Here is a 22,847-nt window from a genome sequence, read left to right as displayed (position 1 = left end):
GTAGCTAAAATCTGGTACTCATCCTTGGTTATGAGACAGGTGAGCGGGCGTCGGTTCGAGGGGATTAGAGCGAGGCCGGAACTAAGCACGCTTCTGGGTTCAGCAGGCTAGTTTCTTGAAAAAACGGAGCTTTCCAGGCCCGCGGCCCTGCTCCGACGGGCGGTTGATCGCCGACCGCCCAGCCGTCGGCATCACTGCCCGCGATTTGGCGCAGGCCCTCGCCCCCGGAATTTCCAAGCCTGAACTGAACAACGTCGCAGACCTGACGTCAGGTTGGACTGTTTAGTTCAGCCTGGCAATAACTGGAGTGCTCTTTCGCCAGCCGCTGGTTGCACAAGAGGGTTGGCGGGACATGACCCGGATGCTGGGACGGTCGCTGCTGGTGCGCCGGGAGATGGGAGCGGCATCAACCCGTGACGGTTCAACCGGTCCCGTGCTGATCGAGTACAAGTTAGGCTCAGGCGGCGGCCATGCGGCCCGCTAGACTCCCTTTATGCGCAGAGCGTCGGCACGAGGCCCCGACGCCGCCGGAAGGGAACGCGTACTTATCCTGTCAGCAGGGGTAGGAGCGGGGCACAATAGCGCCGCGGCGGCGTTGGAGCAGGCCTGTGCCGTGCGCGCCGACATCGATGAGGTGCAGGTGCTGGACGTGCTGCAGGTGAGCAGCTTGCTCTACCGCACACTGCTGGGCAAGGGTTACTTCGTCCTGGTCGAGGACTTGCCCTGGCTGGTCGAGTGGGGCTACAACATCAACGACCGTCCGTTCCGGCGCAGGGGCCCAGTAGACCCTTGGACACGGGTGAACGCTCTTCCGGTAACTGACGCCATCAAGCGATTCCGGCCGACAGCGATCGTATGCACGCACTTCCTGCCAGCCCAACTGCTGGCGTCGCTGCTCCTTCGTGGTGTGATTGACGCGAGGACCGCCGTCGTCACGACGGACTACGACTTCCAGGGCCTATGGCTTACGGGCGCGTTCCACGCGCTCTTCCTCGCCAGGGAGGAGGGGAGGGTTGAACTGATGGCGCTTGGCTTGCCGCCCGACCGCGTCGCGGTCACGGGCATCCCGATTGCCGCCCCGCCCGCCCCAGCGCCCGCGCGCGATGCAACCAAGCGACCGATGCTGCTGATTTCAGCGGGCGCGACTGGCGGCGACTATGCCCTCTCGGTCGTACGGCAGACGCTGCACATGCGCTCGTCTTTTACGGCCACGGTCCTGTGCGGCCGCAACAATGAGCTGCGGCAGCGCATCGAGCAGCTGGTGGCGCCCGCTGGCGACCGCTACCGCGTGCTCGGCTTTACGGCGGAGATGCCGCAGCTGCTGCAACGCGCCGACCTGTTTGTGGGCAAGCCGGGCGGGCTGTCGTCGTCGGAGTGCATGGCTGCAGGGCTGCCCATGGCGCTTGTGAACACCATTCCGGGGCAGGAGGTCCGCAACGGCGATTACCTGATGGAACAGGGGGCGGCGGTCCGCTGCAATACTCCCGCGACGATCGGCTGGAAGATCGACGAGGTGCTGCGGGAACCGGGCCGCCTGCAGCGGATGCAGGCGGCCGCACGCAGAACGGGCCGCCCTGAAGCTGCGGCGGACGTATTGACCGGACTGCTCGACGGGCCATCCCGTCCCCTGGTCGTGACACGCGCAGCGCAGAAGACAATCCTCGCCGAGAGCGAGCAGCGCCTCGTTGCGAGTGATCTGCCCGGACCCTCCTCGCTGGTCCGCCTGGTCGACCTGGCTGCGGGGAGCACAGTCGCGCTGCTTCGGGCCGAGGAGCTGGGTGATCTTGAGAAGCGGTACGCCACCCCGAACGGGGGTCTGGTGCTGCGGGACGGCCAAGCGTTCACGTCGCTCAGGGGGGAGGAGCGGCGGCTGCTCCGCGCCATTCTGCGGAGGGACGACGAGCTGCCCGTCCGCGTCGAGGGGCCCTCGCCGGCCCCTCCCATCCTTCCCGAGAGGCCGGAGGAACACGGCCCCAGCGAGCTCAGGGCTGGCCGGCCGTCCGGGACGGCATCCTCGTCGGGCGGTCCTGGGCGGCTCGGCAAGCTGTCCGCGCCCGCCCCAGCTGACCGGCTGTGCTGGGCGGCGGGCAGAGCACAGCCGCCCGCGTGGGGGTGACGAAGCAGGTTAACGCAGACAGAGGCAGCATCGTTAGCTTCCCGCGCTTTGGTCTCCACACCAATCGCGAGCTCGACCCGTTCCTCCAGCGACAAGTTTCGAGTCGCGGCCCGTGGAGCTGTCGCAGGGACAAAGTGGAGGCGCCTATCACGGTGAACTGAACGACTGGGACGCCGACCGGCGAAACCGCTCCGGTCACGAACGGTCCCCGGCCGAGCCTCAACGGGATTAGCGGGGACAGCAATCAGGGGAGTCGCTATCGAGCAGTCCGAGGATCTCCGCGTCCGTCATCCGGTCGATCAGTTGCTCCGCGGCGTCATGCGCGTCGCCCTCCCGAGGGCTGTTCCTTAGACCGCTCGACTCACTCCAACAATCGGCAGTGGGCCTGTAGCGTCAGGGACGCCGGGAAGCTGCGTAGGTTGAACTTCGCCAACGGCCGGCTCATGAACTGCCCGCATACGAAAGAGCGCTACGCCAGAGATGAGGAACCAGGCAACGTTCGTCACAACCGACGGCCATGCCCCATGGAAGACGCCATTGACAATGAAGGCACAGGCTCCGATGAGATTCGCTGATTGGAAGCGCTTGCCGGCCTTCAACCAGCCCATGGAGACAGCCAAGTAGGCACTCAGAATTGCAACTGCGCCGCCCCAGCCGGCAGCTTCCCACAGCAGTTCCATGATGTCCTTTCCCCAGCGCTATCCCGCATCTGCCAGGCGGCAAAGTGTGCCCCCTACGCCAAATATTGAGTGATGAAGACCTTCACTTCAATTGCATTCTGCTGAAGGTGTGGTTTAGAACTGCTTAACATGGATATCGACCCGCGCCGGTTGCGCGTTCTCCTTGCTGTTGCACGTACCGGCGGCATCCTTGCAGCTGCAGACGAGCTCCGAATCACACCCTCTGCAGTATCCCAACAGCTCAATAAATTGGAGGCGGAAACGGGCCATGCCCTGGTGGTACGTACACCCAAGGGATCATCGCTGACACCTGCGGGCCTCGCGATAGCTGAAGCCGGCGAAGAGATCGAACGGGCACTGAGCGTTGCCCTCGGAAGGATGCAGGGTGGAGCTACCGTCGAAGGTGTCGTTAAGGTAGGCGCATTCACGAGCTTTGTGCGAACGCTGGTGATCCCACGGCTTCCCGAATGGCGCTCCCAGTACCCGCAACTGAAGATCCAGATTGTGGAAGACGACTTCCCGGTCCTGATGCGGCTCCTGCGTCAACAACAGCTGGACGCCGTCGTGGTCGAACTGGACTCGACCACGGCAGGGCAACAAGCATTGGGCGCCGGAATGATTGAGCAACCGCTGCTGGACGAGCCATGGAAACTCGTCGTTCCTTCCGGAACACTGATCGCTACCGAGAACGTTAATCTCGGCCGGCTGCCCCTTCCCTGGCTGGGAGTCGAGCCTTCCGCGGCCAATGCTTCCGTACTCGATCGACTCCGCCGAACGGGCGGCGCGGCGGAGACCGTTCATCAGTACCAGGAAACCCTGACCGCCCTCGCGCTGGTTGCCGCCGGGGAAGGTGTCGCGATCGTACCCACACTGGCTCTGGCCGGCGTCGTTCAGGACGGCGTGGACGTCCTGGACGTTCCTGGATTGGGGACCAGGCGTATCGTCCTGCGACGGTTCGACCGACGCAGGACGGCAAACCTGCCTGTCGACACAGTAGCGCGCCTCCTGCGGGAATCAGCCGCCGCATTTGATACTCGTGGGCACCGTGAAATTGCCACCTAGCCGAGGCGGGTAACGCCGTCGCGGGAGCCATCGTGATGCCCGCGAGCGATAACGGCCGATTCATTACCGGCACAAAGGCTCGCAAGCCCCGCACAGAGATTCCATCCTTGTATCAAGACGCCGGGACAGGAGTTGTAGAAAAGGGTTGTTCCCACGGCTGGCCTGTGAGGTTAGGGTGATCACGGGCGGTGCCTATAGAGGATCGCCCGGTTGGATGATCAGGTGCCGGCAACGGAGCTGATCCTGGCGATTCGATTCTCGGGAGGAAGCATGACCAGTCCAGAGCAGGATCCAAACCAGCAGGAAGGCCCCGCGGACGGTGGCGCGGCCGGCGTCCCCGGAATGCACGACGGCGGTGCTGACGGCGGTGCCGACGGTGGTGCCGAAGGCCCCGCGGACGGCGGCGCGTCCGGCGTCCCCGGAATGCACGACGGCGGTGCCGATGGTGGTGCCGACGGTGGTGCCGAAGGCCCCGCGGACGGCGGCGCGTCCGGCGTCCCCGGAATGCACGACGGCGGTGCCGATGGTGGTGCCGACGGTGGTGCCGATGGCGGCGCCGACGGGGGAGCCGCAGAACGGGGCATCTAAATTTTGAGCACAACCCGCACTGACTTTCAGGACCCCGGCGCAATTGAAGGCGGCGGGGTCCTGGAAACACGCCTGATTGACATTGGCCGTGAGAGGTTCGCCCGCGACATCTGGGGGCGCGCGGCGCTGCTCACGCGTGGTGCCGGCGACTTCTCCGATCTGTTCTCTGCCGGGGCCGTCGACGAACTGGTCTCGCGCCGAGGACTGCGCACACCTTTTCTCCGCGTCGCCAAGGGCGGCTCCACGTTTCCCGACTCGTCGTTTACCTCGTCCGCCGGCGTCGGCGCCACCATCTCTGACCAGCTCGACGACACGGCACTGTGGCGCAAGTTCGCGGACGGTGCCACGCTGGTGCTGCAGGCACTGCACCGCACGTGGGCGCCTGTCTCGGACTTCAGCAGCAGCCTGAGCACTGAGCTGGGACATCCGGTGCAGGCGAATGCCTACATCACGCCGCCCCAGAACCGAGGGTTCGACGATCACTACGACGTCCACGACGTCTTCGTCCTGCAGATTGAGGGGACCAAGCGCTGGATCATCCATGAGCCGGTCCACACGGATCCGCTGCGTGACCAGCCCTGGACCGACCGCCGTTCCGCCGTGGCCGACGCCGCGAAGGGCGAGGCCTATATCGACACGGTGCTCGGGCCAGGGGACGTCCTTTACCTGCCGCGGGGCTGGTTGCATGCCGCCCAGGCGCAAGGCGAGGTTTCCATCCACCTCACCCTTGGAATCCACAGTTGGACCCGTTATGCGCTGGCCGAGCAGCTCGCGCAGGCCGCCCTTGCAGCGCTGTGCGATGATCCCGAGATGCGCCGCACGTTGCCGTTAGGCGTGGAAGGGCCTGGTGCAGAGCTCGACCTCGTCCGTGAGCGCCTCGCCGGTGCTGTCGTTGAGGCTGACAGCAGTTCTTTGTTCCACCGCACCCGGCGGGGCCAGGGCCGCCCGGCGCCGCTGGGGCCGCTGGCCCAGCTCGCGGCTGTCCGCAGCCTGGGCCCCGAGTCTGTGGTCCGGCTTCGCGGTGCGCTGGAAGCACGGCTGGAGGGATTGCGCCTCACCACGCGCGTGGGTTGGCTCGATTTCCCGGCCGCCGATCTGCCTTCGATAACGCGCCTGCTCGACGGGGAGATTCACGCCGCGGGCGATCTCGGCGTCGAGCTTGTTGAAAGGCTGTTGCGCGCGGGGGTTCTCGTTCCCGTTGAACAGTGATCCAGACCGTGACTTCGCCACAATAGCGGCCACAAAGCGCTTCTTCTGCTCTGAAGGGGCCCGGTTGCGCGGCGACCCGGTTGCAGGCACAGCGCCGCATGGCGTCGTCTGGGTCCTCATCGAGTACCGGGGCGGGTGGCCCCTCAATGGCTTTGAAGGGCTTGACCTTGATCCTGGGACCAAGGCGCTCGTGCTCTCCGCCGCGAAGGCGGCGCGGGCGCGGGTGCTGCTGGTGAGACGGCCCGGTCCCCGCCGCCGTGAAGGCCAGAGCCATTGGGCAGTCCTGCAGCATGAGGATTCTGGCGCTTATCGCCAGCACTGGGGCACGTGGGGCAAGGATGAGGATCTGGCGGAGATTGCCAGGGCCCTCAGCCTCCCCGGAATACTCGGCTATCCGCCCGTCGTCCTGCGTCTGCACCCACAGTCAACATGACCAATGCTGTGCTGTGTGGGGACGGCCGGTGGGACGTGCGCTGAGCGAGCGGTGGCCGGAGCTCGTATGGGAATGCTCGCATTTAGGCGGTGACAGGTTCGCAGCCAACGTTGTGGTTGCACCCGACGGTGTCTACTACGGAAGTCTGGATGTGGACTCGTCCGTGGCCACGTTTGAAGAACACCTCGCCGGCCGTATCAGCGCGGAGCATTTGCGCGGATACACCGATCTCTTCCCGGCACAGCAGACCGCCGTCGCCGCCGCGCTCAGGCGTTTCGGCCCGGCCGGCCGTCATGACTTGCGCGTGGTCGAGACCTCCCGCAACGGTGAACATTGGCGGATCCGCATCATCGGATCCCCTCCTCACCCGGCGCGTATCGACGTCGAACTGCGTACTGGCCGCGGCCCGCGATGCCGGCTAACTTGCCGCGCACCGGCAATGAGCTCGGCCGTGGTCTACGAGGTCCTTTCGATCCGCACGGTCTAAGAGTTTGAACGTCTTGTTCGTCCTGCGCAAAGGAGGTGTGGACCGTGTCCACACCTCCTTTGCGCAGGTTGAAGCGCGCCTCACTTGCCTGCTCCCAGCCCACTGGAACCGGAGCCTAGGGAATGGCCGAGGCCTCGGGCCTAGTCCTTCCGATGCTGATACTCCAACATTTCGTGGTTGCAGTGCAGTAGGAGTTCGTGTCGGTAGTGAAGGCCTAACCAAGGCGATGCGGCGTAGTCGTCGATGCCAAAGGCCTGGGCAAACGGTGCTTCTTCAGCGCCCATCATCTGGCTCGGCCTACGTGGAGGAAGTGTTGTCTGAACCACGCTAGGGAGTGCTGTTCGATGCCGTGGCATGGTCTCTCCTCATCTTGGAAGGTGCGGTCGGTCAGAAAGCGCGAAGGATGTCTTCGACGCGTTGTTTGGCGTCGCCGAAGAGCATTTGCGAGTTGTCCCGAAAGAACAGGGGGTTTTGGACGCCTGCGTAGCCGGCGGCCATGGAGCGTTTGAATACGACGACGTTCTCCGCTTCCCAGACTTTGAGGACGGGCATGCCGGCGATGGGGCTGCCCGGGTCCTCGGCCGCTGCGGGGTTGACGGTGTCGTTGGCGCCGATGACGAGGACGACGGAGGTTTCGCCCAGGTCGTCGTTGATTTCGTCCATTTCCATGACGATGTCATAAGGAACCTTGGCCTCGGCGAGGAGGACGTTCATGTGCCCGGGCAGGCGCCCGGCGACCGGGTGAATCCCGAACCTGACATTCACGCCCTTCTCACGCAGCTGGTGGGCCAGTTCGGCGACGGGGTACTGCGCCTGGGCGACTGCCATGCCATAGCCGGGGGTGATGACAACGCTGGATGCGTTGGCCAGCATTTCCGCTGTCGCTTCGGCCGAGATTTCCCGGTGCTCGCCCTGGTCCGTGTCCCCCTTGCTGGCGGGTGCTGCGATGCCGAAGCCGCCGGCGATCACGGAGATGAAGGACCGGTTCATGGCCTTGCACATGATGTAGGACAAGTACGCGCCGGAGGAGCCGACGAGCGCGCCGGTGATGATGAGCAGGTCGTTGTTGAGCAGGAAGCCGGCGGCTGCGGCTGCCCAGCCGGAGTAGCTGTTGAGCATGGAGACGACGACGGGCATGTCGCCGCCACCGATGGAGGCTACAAGGTGCCATCCAGGCCCAGGGCCAGGATGGTGACGACGATCAGGAGCCACAGCTGGGAGTCGTTGACGTACCAGACGGTCAGGACGACGAACGCGGCGAGGGCACCGAGGTTGATTGCGTTCTTTCCCGGCAGCATCAGCGGTGAGGACTTCATCCGGGCCGAAAGTTTCAGGTACGCGACGATGGAGCCGGTGAAGGTGACGGCGCCGATGAAGACGCCGATGAACACTTCTGCGTGATGGATCGCTTTGAGTGCGTCGGGCAGTTCGGGGCTTTCAAGGTGCCCGTTCCAGCCGACCAGCACCGCGGCGAGGCCCACGAAGCTGTGCAGCAGCGCGATAAGTTCCGGCATTCCGGTCATCTGCACCACGCGGGCCCGCCACAAGCCGATCGCGGCGCCGACCAGCACCGCGGCCACCAGCAGGATGAGGCCGGTGAGTACCTGGGAGGAGCCCCAGGCGTTTTGGAGGGTCAACCAGATGGTCGCTGCCAGGGCAACCACCATTCCTGAGATGCCGTAGGCGACCCCGGCGCGTGCCTTCTCGTGCCTGCTCAGTCCGGCCAGACTGAGGATGAACAGCAGGGCCGCGACGATGTATGCCGCCCCGGCTACGGACTCTGCGGTCAAGGGACCGGAAACGGTATCAGTCACTGTGATGCTCCTCGTAAGAATTCCTGTTGCTTCGCGAACGGCGCTCATCCTTGTGCCTTATTTCCCTTGGAGAACATCGCGAGCATGCGCCGGGTCACGGCGAACCCGCCAAAAATGTTGATGCTGGCAAGCAGTACAGCGACAGCGGAGAGGGCCTGCACGATCAGGTTGCTGGAGGTGATCTGCAGCAGCGCTCCGACGACGATGATTCCGGAAATCGCGTTGGTCACGGACATCAGGGGAGTGTGCAGCGCGTGGTGCACTTTGCCGATGACATAGAAGCCGACGACGACGGAGAGCATCAGGACCGTGAAGTGCTGCGGCAGCGGATCCGGGGCTACCGCGTTGATCCCGAACAGGGCGGCGATACCCGCACCAATCAGACCGGCTTTACCGGCGGGGCCCAGCCCCGTCTTCTTGTCGGCCTTGCCTGCAGATTGCTCAGCGGCGGGTGTGGCCGTCGCCTGGGCAGGGGGTGCGGCGGAGACCTGGACGGGGGGCGGCGGCCAGGTTTTCTCGCCCTCGCGTACGACCGTCACGGAGCGCTGGACCACGTCCTCGAAGTCAAGGGCCAGCTGGCCATCCTTGTTCTTGGTGAGGAGCTTAAGGAGGTTGACCAGGTTGGTCCCGTACAGCTGGGAAGTCTGGGCCGGAAGCCGGGCCGGGAGATCAGTGTAGCCGAGAATGATGACACCGTTTTCGGTGACAATGCGTTCCCCTGCCACGGAACCTTCAACGTTGCCGCCCTGCCCGGCAGCCATGTCCACGATCACGCTGCCAGCCTTCATCCCGGCCACATCATCGGCCGTGAGGAGCTTCGGCGCAGGCCGGCCCGGGATCAGGGCCGTGGTAATGATGATGTCAACGTCACGGGCCTGCTCGGTATAGATCTCGGCTGCACGCCGGTTGTACGCCTCCGACGTCGCCTTGGCGTACCCATCAGAGGACTTCATCTCTTCCTCGACCTCAACCTTGAGGTAAGTACCACCAATGGACTTCACCTGATCCGCCACCTCGGGCCGGGGATCGGTAGCGCGAACGATCGCGCCCAGGCTGCTCGCCGCACCGATCGCGGCCAGGCCAGCCACGCCCGCGCCGGCGACCAGGACCTTCGCCGGCGGGACCTTGCCCGCCGCGGTGACCTGACCGGTGAAAAACCGGCCGAACTCATGGGCGGCCTCGACCACGGCACGATACCCCGCGATGTTCGCCATCGAACTGAGGACATCCATCGACTGCGCACGGGAGATGCGCGGCACAGCGTCCAGCGCCAGCGCCGTGATTGGACGCGCCGCCAGCGCCTCTACCAATTCCGGCCGCAGCCCGGGGCTCAGCATACCGATCAGGGTGGCGCCGTCAGCGAGGCGGTCGATCTCTTCCTCGGTGGGCGGATTGACCCGCAGCACCACGTCACTGCCCCACGCATCATCAGCACCAACAATCAAGGCACCCGCCGCTGCATACGCCTCGTCCCTGAACGACGCGGACTCACCAGCCCCCTTCTCGACCACAACGTCGTAGCCCAAACCCAACAACTGCTTCACGGTGGCAGGCGTTGCCGCCACCCTTGTCTCGCGACCCAACTCGGCCACGATGCCAATACGTGTCATTATTCTCTTTCTCTAGGATGTGGTGCCTGGAAAATTCGGATGCAGGGAGACAGCATCTGCCGCTTGATGCGCGGCCGATCCGGTGCTTCTGGGTGCGGGGAACAGGATCTGCTCGATGGGTCCGCTTCGGCCGCAGGTCGAGGAGGGCTGCCGCACCTGGCTGCTGAACGTCGTTCTTCACACAGTTCGATGGCGCGGACATGCTCCGTTGTCCTGCCCACGCTCGCGTGTCAATCCGCGACAATCAGCGGGGCCGTCGGGACATTAATGTCGCCAGATGGAAGGTCAGCACGCGGTTCCCCTGGATCTTTCCGCTTGGCCGCGTCCTGCGCGCCGCTGAAGGCAGTTGCAATGCCCAGCCTTCTGCGACGGTGCGCGAGTTGCTGCATTTGTTCTACTCCTCATCGAGCCAACAATCGATCCTCCAGCGGACCCCGATCTAGTATAAGTCTCATATATCAAGTATGGGAATAAGATATATCAATGTTTCCTATCGGCTGTCCGGGGACCCGAAACCACTCCCAAAACTTGGCGGGTCAGCGAAATCAGTTGCCAGCGGCAGCGGTAGGAGCCCCATGGTCGGAGAATTAGGGGGTGGCGATCACGATGTTCTTGTGGATGGGTTTCCACCCATCGCCAATGAGTTTGTCCAGGTCGTAACCGTCAGATACCAGGACAACTTCAACAACACCTGTGCCGCTCACATTGAAAATTTCCCTGTCGTCCCTCACGTCCGAGCAGCCCGCGACCCAGCGGGCTTGGCTGTCTTTGGGAAAGGCAGCAACGCCGGCCCGCCGGCTATCGCCGCTTTTCGCTCCGAAATATCTGATGTCATTGTGCTCGACCAGGAACCTCACACTGTTCGCTGGGATTTCATTTTGCGGCCAGATGGTGACGTCGCCAGGAAGCCGGTCTTCCGCTTCGGCTGGAGAGTCCAGCGCGTTGATCGTCGGCTTCGAAGTGCAGCCGGTCAGCAGAAGTGCCGCGGCCAGTATCGCAGCAAGGATCTGCGGATGTTTCATAGCGCTGCCCCCTCAGGCCTATGGTCCAGTCAGCCTACATGCCAGCTCCGTTATCGATGGGTTGGCGTAGGCTCAGGGACATGTCAGGTCCGGGGGATTGCGGCACCAAAATTCTAAGGGCGCTTTACTGGCGGTCTCCGTCGGCCTCATGCTGGCAGGTTGTAAATACCACGAGGGTTCCAGCGAACCGTCAAGCGAATCGACTGTCGTTGCTCAGCCACTGCCAGCACCCGCAACGAAGCCTGCTGAAGTGTTGAGGCTTGAGCAGCGTAACCGAGCGAAACTGGACGAAGTGCTGGGCGTCTCATCTACGCAGACGGTCGTCCCTGGGCGGCGCCGTCCGCTTCAGTTCTGCGATGCGCAGCCGAAGGAACACGATGACCAGGACCAGGGCATAGACCGCCAGGACGGCGACGGTGATCGTGAACACCGCGTACAGCACTCCCAGAACACCAAAAGCCGGACTTATATTCATTGGCCCCCCAATAGTCGTTGGCCCCAGCTTACGCGCGGCCGTCACCCGTTTCCGGCTGGAGAAACCGAAGGCCGCAGGACATCCGCCAAATGGCGTTTGCCCTGCGGCCCCGGCTCTGTTGGTCGCGTACTAGTTCTTGACGTAGCCGTTGGGGTTCAGCACGAACTTCGTTGCCGCTCCGGCGTCGAATTCGGCGTAGCCGCGCGGGGCGTCCTCGAGCGGGATGGCCTGGGCGTTGACTGCCTTTGCGATCTGGACCTTGTCGTGGAGGATGGCCATCATCAGCTGACGGTTGTACTTCATGACAGGGCACTGGCCCGTAGTGAAGGACAGGGACTTGGCCCAGCCGGTGCCCAGGGAGAGCGAGAGCGAGCCGTGCTTGGCAGCCTCATCAACGGCACCCGGATCTCCGGTCACGTAGAGGCCCGGAATACCCAGGGAACCGCCGGCCGCCGTGATGTCCATGAGGGAATTCAGGACGGTGGCAGGTGCCTCGTGGGAGGCGTCCTTTCCGTGGCCGCGGGCTTCGAAGCCGACGGCGTCCACGCCGCAGTCCACTTCCGGGACGCCGAGGATCTGTTCAATCTGGTCCTTCGGGTCGCCCTTGGAAACGTTAACGGTTTCACAGCCAAACGAGCGTGCCTGCGCCAGGCGGTCTTCGTTCATGTCGCCCACAATGACGACGGCGGCACCCAGCAGTTGGGCGCCGACGGCGGCCGCGATGCCAACAGGGCCGGCACCGGCGACATAGACTGTGGAGCCGACGCCGACGCCAGCGGTCACGGCGCCGTGGAAGCCGGTGGGGAAGATGTCCGAGAGCATGGTCAGGTCCATGATCTTTTCCAGGGCCTGATCGCGGTCCGGGAAGCGCAGCAGGTTCCAGTCGGCGTAGGGGACCAGGACGTACTCTGCCTGTCCGCCGACCCAGCCCCCCATGTCGACGTAGCCGTAGGCGCTGCCCGGCCGGTCAGGGTTGACGTTGAGGCAGATCCCGGTCTTTTGCTCCTTGCAGTTGCGGCAGCGGCCGCAGGAGATGTTGAAGGGTACGGAGACGATGTCGCCGACCTTGATGAACTCGACGTCGGGCCCCACCTCCACCACTTCACCGGTGATTTCGTGGCCGAGGACAAGGTTCTGCGGAGCCGTGGTGCGGCCGCGGACCATGTGCTGGTCCGATCCGCAGATGTTGGTGGTTACGGTGCGGAGGATCGCGCCATGGGGCACCTTGCGGCCGACGTTGGCCGGGTTGACGCCGGGGCCGTCCTTGAGTTCAAACGTCGGGTAGTCAGTGTCGATGATTTCGACGACACCGGGTTCCTTGTAGGCGACAGCTCTGTTTCCTGACATGGTCACTTCCTAATCGTTGGTGTTACTGAAATGGGGAACTTGAGGGGGATCTAGGCCTTTTCCAGCCGGATAATCACGGACTTTGAGGTAGGCGTTCCGCTGGTATCCGCCACGGAGTCCAGCGGCACCAGGACGTCGGTCTCCGGGTAGTAGGCGGCGGCACAACCCTTCGGCGTCGAATACGACACAATGCGGAAGTTTTCGGCCCGCCGCTCCGTCCCCTGGAACTCGGAGATCAGGTGGACCATGTCCCCGTCGGCAAAGCCCAGCTCACTGACATCCTCGGCGTTGATGAGCACCACGCGCCGGCCGCCGTGGATGCCGCGGTAACGGTCGTCCTTGCCGTAGATGGTGGTGTTGTACTGGTCGTGTGAGCGGAGGGTTTGCAGGACCAGCCGGCCGGGAGGGATCTTGATGAATTCCAGCTCGTTGCCGGTGAAGTGGGCTTTCCCGGATGCCGTATCGAACTTCCTGGCATCCCGTGGCGGGTGTGGCAGCACAAAACCGCCCGGATGCTGGATCCGCTGTTCAAAGTCTTCAAAGCCGTCAACCACCGCTTCGATGTGCTTCCGGATCAGCGAGTAGTCATCCCGCATGGCGAGCCAGCTGGCCTGGGGTGTGTTGGGCACGCGGCCGTGGCCGTCTGCAAACAGCCTGTGGGCGAGGTTGCACACGATGGCTACCTCGGAGTGGAGGTGTTCGCTTGCGGGCTTGAGCCGTCCCCGTGATGCGTGCACGGCGCTCATGGAATCTTCCACTGTGACCCGCTGGTCGCCTGTCTGCTGGGTATCCTTCTCGGTGCGTCCAAGGGTAGGCAGGATCAACGCCCGGCGGCCTGTGGACAGATGCGAGTGATTCAGTTTCGTGGAGATCTGAACACTCAGGCTGGTGTTGGCCAGGGCCTGCTCGGTGACCTCCGAGTCCGGGGCTGCACGGACGAAGTTGCCGCCCATCCCCATGAAGAAACGGACCCTGCCGTCCCGCATGGCGCGGATGGCTGCCACGGTGTCAAAGCCGTGCTCCCGGGGAGACCGGAAGTTGAATTCCTGGTCCAGCCGGTCATGGAACGTCTCCGGCATTTTTTCGAAGATGCCCATGGTGCGGTCGCCCTGGACGTTGGAGTGGCCGCGCACCGGGCAGACGCCGGCGCCGGGCTTGCCGATGTTGCCCTGGAGGAGCAGGACGTTGACCACGTCGCGAAGGGTAGGCACGGAATGCTTGTGCTGGGTCAGCCCCATGGCCCAGCACACGATGGTTGCATTCGACGCAAGCAGCCGTTCTCCCGTTGCCCTGATTTGCTCCAGGGTGAGGCCTGTTGCCTCCACGATGTCATCCCACTCCACCTTTTCGAGGTAGCGCAGGTAGTCATCAATGCCCACTGTGTGGTTTTCGATGAAGTGGTGGTCCAGGACGGTTTCCAGGCCGGGGTGTTCCGGCCGGCAGCTTCGGCTTCAAGCAGGTATTTGCCAAGGCCCTGGAACAGGGCCCTGGTCGCCGCCGGCGCGGATCTGCAGGAAGTCGTCGGTCAACCGGGTTCCCGACACCATGCCGGCTACATGCTGCGGGTTTTCAAAGTGCAGGAGTCCGGCCTCGGGAAGCGGGTTGACGGACACGATAATCGCGCCGTTCTTTTTCGCCTTCTCCAGGGCGCTCAGCATGCGCGGGTGGTTGGTGCCGGGATTCTGGCCCGCTACGAAGATCAGCGACGCGGTTTCCAGGTCCGTCAGGCTGACAGAACCCTTGCCGATTCCAATGGTTTCCACCAGCGCCGAACCCGAGGATTCGTGGCACATGTTGGAGCAGTCAGGAAGGTTGTTGGTGCCGATTCCCCGCACCAGCAGCTGGTACACGAATGCTGCTTCATTGGAGGTCCGGCCGGAGGTGTAGAAGACCGCCTGATCGGGGTGGTCCATGCCCCGCAGCTCCTCGGCCATGAGGTCGTAAGCCGTATCCCACTCAATGGGCTTGTAATGGGTTGCGCCTTCATCGAGGAACATCGGGTGGGTGAGCCGGCCTTGCTGGCCCAGCCAGTAGTCGTCGCGGGTCTTCAGGTCAGCAACCGAGTGCTTGGCAAAGAATTCCGGTGTGACACGGCGACGGGTGGCTTCTTCGGCCACTGCCTTGGCGCCGTTTTCGCAGAACTCCGCGGCGTTGCGCTTTTCGTGTTCGGGCCAGGCGCAGCCCATGCAGTCGAACCCGTCCAGCTGGTTCACTGCCAGGAGCGTGTGGACACTGCGCAGTGGCCCCATCTGTTCCAGCGAAATTTTCAACGCATTGGCAACGGCCGGGATGCCTACGGCCTTGGTCTTGGGTTTGGTGACGGTCAGCTTTGACTCGTCGATGTTTTCGCGGGGGGCTTTGGATGCCACGGGGGATATCCCTTTCAGATCCTGGAAGTGAAGCAGTCGGCAGGTGCTTGCGCGGCTTGCGGAAGAGGGCGGGTACAGCGGCCCGGACCCGGTCGTTGCGAGGGAAAGGGTCCGGGCCGCTTGCCTTGTTGGCCGCAGGGCGCGGCTTAGCCCCGGAGCCTGGTCATGGTGGGGTCGTAGAGGGGGTCTTGGGTGATGGTGGCGGGGATGCGGCGGCCGAAGTATTCGATTTCGACGGCGTCGCCGATGTTGACGGTGGATGGGAGGTAGGCGTAGGCGATGGGTTTTTGGATGGTGTAGCCGTAGGCGGCGCTGGTGATGTAGCCGAGGGGCTGGTTTTTGTAGAACACGGGTTCTTTGCCGAGGACGATGGAGCGGCCGTCGTTGATGGTGAGGCAGCGCAGGCGGCGTGTGGAGTTCTCTTCGGTGCGGCCTTCGAGGGCTTTTTTGCCGACGAAGTTGTCTTTGGTCATTTTGACGGCGAAGCCGAGGCCGGCCTCGTAGGGGTCGTGTTCGGTGGTCATGTCGGTGCCCCAGGAGCGGTAGCCCTTTTCCAGGCGGAGGGAGCTGAACGCTGCGCGGCCGGCGGCGATGATCCCGTGGGGTTGTCCTGCCTTCCACAGGGTGTCCCAGAGGCGTTGGCCGTTGTCGGCGCTGGTGTAGAGTTCCCAGCCGAGTTCACCGACGTAGGACAGGCGCATCGCGGTGACGGGCACGCCGCCGATGACGACTTGCTTGGACCGGAAGTATTTCAGGCCGTCGTTGGTGAAGTCGTCGTTGCTGACCGCGGCGACGACGTCGCGGGCGAGGGGGCCCCAGAGGCCGATGCAGCAGGTCCCGCCGGTGGTGTCGCGGACCTGGACCCAGTCGGCCGGGCCGCCGTTAGCGGTTTGGTGGCGGGCGGCGCGGTCGAAGTAGGCGGTGTCGATGTTGCCGTTGGCGCCGAGCTGGAAGGTGTCTTCGGTGAGGCGGGCGACGGTGATGTCGCTGCGGATCCCGCCGGCGTGGTCCAGCAGCAGGGTGTAGGTGACGGCGCCGGGTTTTTTGGTCATGTCCGCGGTGGTCAGTTCCTGGAGGAGTTTCTGGGCTCCGGGGCCGGAAACTTCGAGGCGTTTGAGCGGGGTCATGTCATACATGGCGACGGCGGTGCGGGTTTTCCAGGCTTCGGTCGCGGCGATCGGGGAGCTGAACATCCCGGACCAGGCATCCCGGGCCGGGGGCTGCCAGTTGGCGGGCATGTCTTTGAGGAGGTCTGCATTGGCTTCGAACCAGTAGGGCCGTTCCCAGCCGCCGCCTTCGAGGAAGACCCCGCCGAGCTGTTTGTGCCGGGCATGGAAGGGGGAGACGCGCAGGTTGCGGGGGGAGAGTTTGGGCTGCAGCGGGTGCAGGACGTCGTAGATTTCGACGAAGTTCTGCTGCGAGGTCTCACTGACGTATTCGTTGGTGAGCTGGACGTCTTCGAAGCGGTGGATGTCGCAGTCGCCCAGGTCGATGGAGGACTTGCCCTCGACAAGGAGTTCGGCGACGGCGCGGGCGATCCCTGCGGAGTGGGTGACCCAGACGGCTTCGGCGACGTAGAAGCCGTCGACTTCCTTGGATTCGCCCACGAGGGAGCCGCCGTCGGGGGTGAAGGAGAAGATGCCGTTGAAGCCGTCCTCGATCTCACTTTCGTGCAGGGCGGGCAGCAGCTGTTTGGTTGCTTCCCAGGCGGGCAGGAAGTCCTCGAGGGTGAAGTCCAGCCGGGAGGGCATGTTGTGTTCGCTGATCTCGTTCGGCTTGAAGCTGCCGAGTTCGTCGAGGTCCACGGGCATGGGTTTGTGGGCGTAGGAGCCGATGCCGTACCGGTCGCCGTGTTCGCGGTAGTAGAGGTCCTGGTCCTGGTGGCGCAGGATCGGCAGGCGGGCCCCGTTCGGGAGCTCGTTTTTGCCCTGCTGGGCCGGGACCGGGGTGGTTTTGACGTACTGGTGTGCCAGCGGCAGCAGCGGCACTTTCATGCCGATCAGCTCGCCGACCTTGGCGCCCCAGAACCCGGCGCAGGAAACCACGATGTCCGCGTCGATCACACCGTCGGGGGTCCGGACGCCGGTGACGCGGCGGTTTTCCTGTTCGATGCCGGTCACTTCGGTGTTGCCGATGTACCTCACGCCGGCGGCTTCGGTGCGTTTGATCAGCAGCTGCACCGCCCGCGCGGCACTGGCGAGCCCGTCGGAGGGCACGTGCAGCCCGCCGAGGATGTCCTCTTCGTTCAGGAGCGGGTAGAGCTCCTTGCACTCGTCGCGGGAGAGGATCCTGCCCTCGATGCCCCACGATTGGGCGTAGCCGAGCTTGCGCTTCAAATCCGCGAGGCGGGTTTCGGTGGTCGCTACCTCCAGGCCGCCGACCTGGTTGAAGCAGGAGACGCCGTCCTCGGTGAGGGAGAGGAGTTTCTCGACCGTGTATTTGGCGAACAGGGCCATGGACTTGGACGGGTTGGTCTGGAACACCAGGCCGGGGGCGTGCGAGGTGGACCCGCCCGGCATGTTCAGCGGCCCCTGGTCCAGGACCGTGATGTTGTTCCAGCCCCGGGTGACGAGTTCATCGGCGAGGTTGGTGCCCACGATCCCGGCTCCGATGATGACAATACGTGGCGACGATTCCATAAAAGGGTTCTCCTGCAAATTCTTCTAAGACTGTGTGCCCGGTGGCGGTGCGGTTGCCCTGGTGGCGGGGTGGGGGTTAGCGGAAGACGACGGTGCTGGTGTCGTCGAGCAGGACGCGGTGCTGGCAGTGCCAGCGGACGGCGCGGGAGAGGGCGAGGGCTTCGGCGTCCTGGCCGACGGTGGAGAGCTGGGCGGGGCCGTAGGTGTGGTCCACGCGGATGACTTCCTGTTCGATGATCGGGCCTTCGTCCAGGTCGGCGGTGACGTAGTGCGCGGTCGCGCCGACGAGTTTGACGCCCCGGTCGTAGGCCTGGTGGTAGGGGCGGGCGCCCTTGAAGCCGGGCAGGAAGGAGTGGTGGATGTTGATCGCCCGGCCCTCGAGCTTGCGGCAGAGGTCGTCGGAGAGGACCTGCATGTAGCGGGCCAGGACCACCAGGTCCGCCTGGTACTCGTCCACGAGGTCCAGGAGCTTCGCCTCGGCGTCGGCTTTGGTGTCCGGGGTGACGGGGAGGTAGATGAAGGGCAGGCCGGCAGCTTCTGCCATTGCCCGGTGGGTTTCGTGGTTGGAGACCACTGCCACGAGTTCCCCGCCCAGGGTCCCGCCGCGCCAGCGGAAGATCAGGTCGTTCAGGCAGTGCCCGAACTTGGAGACCATCACCAGGACCCGCTGCTGGGTCTGGTCGTGGAAGCTGAACTTCATGTCGAACCGGTTCGCGATCGGGCCGAATTCGGCCGCGAGGGTTTCCGGGGTCAGGTCCGGGGAGCCGGAGAACGCGGTGCGCAGGTGCAGGGTCTGGCGCAGGCTGTCATCGAACTGCTGGTGCTCGTCAATGTTGAAGCCGCGCTCGAACAGGAAGGTGGTCACGGCCTGCACGATCCCGGCCTGCTCGGCGCACGAGAGCGTGAGCACGAACTTCTGCGCCTGCTCCGTTGCCGGCGCTGCCAGGGCTGCTGCTGTTGCCTCTGTCTGCATGAGGGTCATGGCCCCTCCTCCTTTAGATATATTCAAAAGTACCGAACTGATATATTAGATTGGACCCCAGCGTATACTCGACTGTGACGCAGGTCAACATCTTTATGTCGGTCTCGGACAAACGATTTTCAGAGTTCGTCCTCCGGCCGGGCGGCGACGATCCGCTCAGCGTTCTTCTGCAGGATGTCGAGCGACTCCTGAACCAGGGGAGAGGCAATACTGCCCCTGCGTACGGCCGCGACAATGCGCCGCGAGGGCCTGCCCTTGCCCGTTAGGCGCAGGCGAACCACATTCTCTGCATTGCGCAGGGGCGCCAGTCGCGGCAGCAAGCCCACGCCGAGCCCTGCACCCACGAAGGCGATCTGGGTTTCCCACTCGACGGCCTCGTGGGCAATCCGTGGTGTCACACCAACTGCCGTGAACGCCGCAGTGAAGAGGGAGTGGTAGGTGGAGCCCGCAGCTTCCGTGATCCAGGGTTCCGAGGCCAATTCTTCAAGCGTCACCCGTTCCCGGGATGCCAGTGGATGGTCAGACGGAATGATCACGTCCAGGGGATCGTCGAGCAGAACGGTCTGTTCGAAACGCAGGTCATCCTCGCCGTAGGTGTTCGACTGCATGGCGACAATGACCGCAAGGTCAATCCTCTCGGCTACCAACAAATCGAAGCAGCGGGCCGGGTCGGCCTCAAGTACTTGTACCTCCAACTGCGGACGCGTTGAGCGGAGAGTAGCCGCAAGCGGCGCGAGCAACTGGGCGGCCGCCGTCGAAAATCCACCGAGGCCGAAATGTGACTGCACCTGGTCGCCGGCCTCCATGGCGGCGGCGCGCAGGCTCTCCCATTCCGCAATGAGGGAGTCCGAACCGGCCACAAGAAACCGGCCTGTAGCGGTCAGCCGCACACCGCGGCCGTCCTTTGCCAGGAGCTGTAAACCGAGCACGCGCTGGAGCTCGCGTAATTGCGCGGAGACGGCTGAAGGGGAGTACCCCGTGAGCTCCGCGGTCGCGCCCACGGTGCCGCAGCGGGCGAATACTCGGAGCGTAATAAGTTTGGGATCAATCATGCACCTATTGTGCACGGTTATCTTCGGATTCTTGCGCTTTTATTGGGCGCTCGTGCGCCCTAATCTCTTGAAACAACGCTTTTTGACAACGGCTGCAGCGACGCACCCGTAGTCGCCCAGATATCACACGTAACCACGCCTCCCGGGAGGAAACCCATGACTGCTCCAGTGCACCAGCCCCTCAACTCACGCGGAAAACTCGCGTCCTCATTGCCTGCCGAGCAGCTGGCTGAGATCAACGAGTTGTTTGCGTTCCGCCGCACGGGCTACTCCCTCGACGCCCCCTTCTACACCGACCCGGCAATCTTCAAGGTCGACATGGAGGCTATCTTCGGCCAGCACTGGATCTTTGCCGGAAGTGTCGCCGAGCTGCCGGAGCCCGGCGACTACATTACGGTCGATTACGGTCCCTACTCCCTGATCGTCCTCCGCACCGACGAAGGGGACGTCAACGTCCTCCACAACGTCTGCCGCCACCGCGGGGCCCGCGTCCTGACCGAAGCTGCCGGCTCCACCGGAAACCTCGTCTGCGGCTACCACTCCTGGACTTACTCCCCCGAAGGCAACCTGATCCACGCCTCCGCCCCCGGAGAAGCGAAGTTCGACAAGAACTGCTTCGCGCTCAAGCGTGCCCACAGCCGCGAGGTTGCCGGACTCATCTTCGTCTGCATCGCTGACGAACCGCCCACCGACTTCGACGAGACCTCAAAGATCTTCGAGCCCTACCTGGCCCCGCACGACCTGTCCAAGACGAAGATTGCCTACCAGCAGAACATCATCGAAGAGGGCAACTGGAAGCTCGTCATGGAGAACAACCGTGAGTGCTACCACTGCGATGGACACCCGGAACTCGCATGCTCGCTCTTCCCCACCTGGGGCCTGACAGAGGGCCTGATTCCTCCGCATCTTGAGGAAGTATGGACCGCAACAAGGAAGCGCAGTCCTCCCTTGAAGAGCGTTGCCGCCGCTACGGACTGCCTTACGAGGTGGTCGAGGAGCTTGACACCCGTATCGCCGGAATCCGCATCTCCCGCGAATCCCTGGACGGCGAAGGCGAGTCCTTCTCCGCCGACGGGCGCCGGCTCTCCAAGAAGCTGCTTGGCGACCTGCCGGACTTCCGCCTTGGCCGCTGCTCCATGCACCTGCAGCCCAACAGCTGGTTCCACTTCCTCGGCGACCACGTCATCACGTTCGGCGTCTTCCCCATCAACGAACACCAGTCGCTGGTCCGCACCACCTGGCTGGTCGCTGACGACGCCGAAGAAGGCGTCGATTACGACCTGGAGAAGCTCACCTACACCTGGAAACAGACCAACCTGCAGGACAAGGCGTTCGTGGAACTGTGCCAGCAGGGCGCTGCCAGCCCTGCCTACGAGCCCGGTCCGTACATGAAGAGCGAATACCAGGTCGAAGCATTCATCAACTGGTACGTGCAGCGCGTTCAGGAGCACTTGGCATGACAGAACTCCTCACTGAAACGGTGATCCAGGAACCACAGCGCATTCGCGGTCTGGAGATGCCGTGGAACAGGGTCATGGGCAGCACCGAGGCGCCAGCCCGCGCTGCCCGTGCATTGGGCCCCTGGCACCGCCAGGAGTTTATGGCCGAATGCGTGGAGACCGTTGTCGAGGCCGGCGGCCTGATGACCTTCGTGTTCCGGCGCACCGACGGTGCGCCCCTGGCCTTCCGTGCGGGCCAGTATGTCAACGTCGCCTTTCCGGTAAACGGTGAGGACCAGGATCCGGTGGACCGCAGCTACTCGCTATCCAGTTCCCCCACGGAGCCATGGACGTTCAGCATCAGCGTCAAGCGCGACCCCACGGGCCTGGTTTCTCCGTGGGTGCATGAGAACGTCAAACCCGGCACCGTTCTGGACATGCTCGGACCGGTCGGCGCGTTCCACCTGCCCGACGCCGACCGGCGGGCGCGTTACCTTCTCCTGGCCGCCGGCGCAGGCATCACTCCCATCATGTCCATGGTGCGGACCATCCACTCCCTGCCCGGACACGCCGACGTTGTGGTCCTGTACCACGGGGCGGAAGCCGGAGGTTTTGCCTTCCACCAGGAGCTGGCCTACATCGCCTCCGTGGACTCGCGCATCAAGGTCTTCTACTCCCTGGGCGACCGCAGCAAGCCCGAGGGGTGGGAAGGGCTCACCGGAAGGCTGACGGCGGCCATGCTCGACCAGGTGGCCCCCGACGCCAACGGCCGCCAGGTCTACGCCTGCGGCCCCGAGGGTTACCTGAACAGCGCCACCGAGCTCCTCAAGAAGGTCGGCGTCGACGACACGTCCATCTACATGGAGTTCTTCTCGGGAGACCGCCAGACACTCCTTGAGTACCAGGCAGAGATCGCGCTGGCAACGGACATCGCGGAGGAAATCGCCGAGGAGATCGCCGAGTCAGCCGAGGATTACTACGAAGGCCAGCCAAGCGCGTTCGGACTCTATGAGCCCGGCTACGACGCCGATGGGCCCCTCCAGGCCACGGGGCTGCCGCTGGAAACCGTCGACACGGATGCGCCCGCGGCCGGGGGCAGTGCGGACGCGCAACCCGAGGCCGTCACCCCCGATGCCTCGAGCTTTGAGACGGTGGGAACGGGAAGCCTCACCCTGTCCTTCCTGCGCACCGGCGTCAACGTGCGGATTGATCCCGACCAGCACATCCTTGAGGTGGCGCAGCGCGCGGGTGTCCGGATCGGCGCCAACTGCAAGGAAGGCATGTGCGGCTCCTGCAAGGTCGTCAAGCTTTCCGGGGACATCGAGATGAACCACCAGGGCGGTATCCGCAAGCGGGAAATCGACGCAGGCAAGTTCCTGCCCTGCTGCTCCACGGCACAGACCGACATGGTGATCGACGCTTAGCAGGTTACAACGGCAAGAGCAGTCCCGGGCGTCATTCCGCAGTACTTGCGGGATGGCGCCCGGGCTTTTTCGTGCGGTGGAGGGTGCTTCTGTTTATTG

General features: G+C 64.0%; 16 protein-coding genes and 4 pseudogenes. 10 read left to right on the top strand and 10 right to left on the bottom strand.

Features of this window, described 5'->3' with window-relative positions:
* Positions 1-352: 352 nt before the first annotated feature.
* Both ACPEE0_RS10670 and ACPEE0_RS10665 read left to right on the top strand, forming a co-directional pair.
* Positions 353-484 carry a hypothetical protein gene (locus ACPEE0_RS10670; protein ID WP_268743680.1) on the top strand — a complete coding sequence of 44 codons (132 nt, stop codon included), beginning with the start codon at positions 353-355 and terminating at the stop codon, positions 482-484.
* 9 nt (positions 485-493) lie between these two features.
* Positions 494-2,116 (top strand): MGDG synthase family glycosyltransferase, encoded by a 1,623-nt coding sequence (locus ACPEE0_RS10665; RefSeq protein WP_424574475.1) that lies wholly within the window; start codon positions 494-496, stop codon positions 2,114-2,116.
* A gap of 347 nt (positions 2,117-2,463) precedes the next feature.
* Here the strand turns inward: ACPEE0_RS10665 and ACPEE0_RS10660 are convergent, their stop codons facing one another.
* Positions 2,464-2,796 carry a CBU_0592 family membrane protein gene (locus tag ACPEE0_RS10660; protein WP_083875083.1) on the bottom strand — a complete coding sequence of 111 codons (333 nt, stop codon included), beginning with the start codon at positions 2,794-2,796 and terminating at the stop codon, positions 2,464-2,466.
* A 129-nt stretch (positions 2,797-2,925) separates the two neighbouring features.
* Between ACPEE0_RS10660 and ACPEE0_RS10655 the strand changes: the two genes are divergently transcribed.
* The 6 genes and pseudogenes from ACPEE0_RS10655 (at position 2,926) to ACPEE0_RS10630 (ending at position 6,575) form a co-directional block, all read left to right on the top strand.
* Complete coding sequence (locus tag ACPEE0_RS10655) at positions 2,926-3,858, top strand: LysR family transcriptional regulator (RefSeq protein WP_009358911.1); 933 nt, start codon at positions 2,926-2,928, stop codon at positions 3,856-3,858.
* 270 nt (positions 3,859-4,128) lie between these two features.
* On the top strand, positions 4,129-4,446 hold the full coding sequence (locus ACPEE0_RS10650; RefSeq protein ID WP_424574474.1) for a BatC protein: 318 nt from the start codon (positions 4,129-4,131) through the stop codon (positions 4,444-4,446).
* A gap of 3 nt (positions 4,447-4,449) precedes the next feature.
* A complete protein-coding gene (locus ACPEE0_RS10645) occupies positions 4,450-5,655 on the top strand; it encodes a cupin domain-containing protein (RefSeq protein WP_424574473.1) in 1,206 nt (401 codons plus the stop codon).
* Positions 5,656-5,719: 64 nt separating this feature from the next.
* On the top strand, positions 5,720-6,088 hold the full coding sequence (locus ACPEE0_RS10640) for a hypothetical protein (protein ID WP_424574472.1): 369 nt from the start codon (positions 5,720-5,722) through the stop codon (positions 6,086-6,088).
* Positions 5,994-6,248: pseudogene (locus tag ACPEE0_RS10635) on the top strand (sucrase ferredoxin); the annotation flags it as partial. The gene ACPEE0_RS10640 and the pseudogene ACPEE0_RS10635, both read left to right, overlap by 95 nt.
* 3 nt (positions 6,249-6,251) lie before the next feature.
* Positions 6,252-6,575: a hypothetical protein gene (locus tag ACPEE0_RS10630; protein WP_424575335.1), complete on the top strand. Its 324-nt coding sequence runs from the start codon at positions 6,252-6,254 to the stop codon at positions 6,573-6,575.
* Between the two features lie 387 nt (positions 6,576-6,962).
* Here ACPEE0_RS10630 and pntB read toward each other — a convergent pair.
* From pntB to ACPEE0_RS10585, 9 genes and pseudogenes are all read right to left on the bottom strand, one after another.
* Positions 6,963-8,437 (bottom strand): annotated as a pseudogene (gene pntB, locus ACPEE0_RS10625) (Re/Si-specific NAD(P)(+) transhydrogenase subunit beta).
* Entirely contained in the window at positions 8,434-9,999 is a 1,566-nt protein-coding gene (locus ACPEE0_RS10620; protein WP_424574471.1) for a Re/Si-specific NAD(P)(+) transhydrogenase subunit alpha, read from the bottom strand. The pseudogene pntB and the gene ACPEE0_RS10620 overlap by 4 nt, the downstream one beginning before the upstream one ends.
* Positions 10,000-10,586: 587 nt before the next feature.
* Positions 10,587-11,021, bottom strand: coding sequence for a hypothetical protein (locus ACPEE0_RS10615; protein WP_009358907.1), 435 nt, complete (start codon positions 11,019-11,021; stop codon positions 10,587-10,589).
* 304 nt (positions 11,022-11,325) lie between these two features.
* Positions 11,326-11,496: a hypothetical protein gene (locus ACPEE0_RS10610; RefSeq protein ID WP_200859176.1), complete on the bottom strand. Its 171-nt coding sequence runs from the start codon at positions 11,494-11,496 to the stop codon at positions 11,326-11,328.
* A 129-nt stretch (positions 11,497-11,625) separates the two neighbouring features.
* Entirely contained in the window at positions 11,626-12,843 is a 1,218-nt protein-coding gene (fdhA, locus tag ACPEE0_RS10605; protein WP_133346830.1) for a formaldehyde dehydrogenase, glutathione-independent, read from the bottom strand.
* Between the two features lie 50 nt (positions 12,844-12,893).
* Positions 12,894-15,212, bottom strand: a pseudogene (locus ACPEE0_RS10600) (FdhF/YdeP family oxidoreductase).
* A 146-nt stretch (positions 15,213-15,358) separates the two neighbouring features.
* The gene (locus ACPEE0_RS10595; RefSeq protein WP_424574470.1) at positions 15,359-17,851 is read right to left on the bottom strand and encodes a GcvT family protein; all 2,493 of its coding nucleotides are present in this window, start codon (positions 17,849-17,851) and stop codon (positions 15,359-15,361) included.
* 76 nt (positions 17,852-17,927) lie between these two features.
* A complete protein-coding gene (purU, locus tag ACPEE0_RS10590) occupies positions 17,928-18,833 on the bottom strand; it encodes a formyltetrahydrofolate deformylase (RefSeq protein WP_424574469.1) in 906 nt (301 codons plus the stop codon).
* Between the two features lie 119 nt (positions 18,834-18,952).
* Entirely contained in the window at positions 18,953-19,885 is a 933-nt protein-coding gene (locus ACPEE0_RS10585; protein ID WP_424574468.1) for a LysR family transcriptional regulator, read from the bottom strand.
* 156 nt (positions 19,886-20,041) lie between these two features.
* Here ACPEE0_RS10585 and ACPEE0_RS10580 point away from each other — a divergent pair.
* Positions 20,042-21,345: pseudogene (locus ACPEE0_RS10580) on the top strand (aromatic ring-hydroxylating oxygenase subunit alpha).
* Positions 21,342-22,748: a ferredoxin reductase gene (locus ACPEE0_RS10575; protein ID WP_424574467.1), complete on the top strand. Its 1,407-nt coding sequence runs from the start codon at positions 21,342-21,344 to the stop codon at positions 22,746-22,748. Before ACPEE0_RS10580 ends, ACPEE0_RS10575 begins: the two are co-directional and overlap by 4 nt.
* Positions 22,749-22,847: the final 99 nt, after the last annotated feature.

Origin of the sequence: Arthrobacter sp. SD76, from assembly GCF_049726125.1 — a bacterium.
Taxonomy (GTDB): Bacteria; Actinomycetota; Actinomycetes; order Actinomycetales; family Micrococcaceae; genus Arthrobacter; species Arthrobacter nitrophenolicus.
The sequence above is the reverse complement of the archived record's forward strand: the minus strand, read 5'-3'. Positions and strand labels throughout refer to the sequence as shown.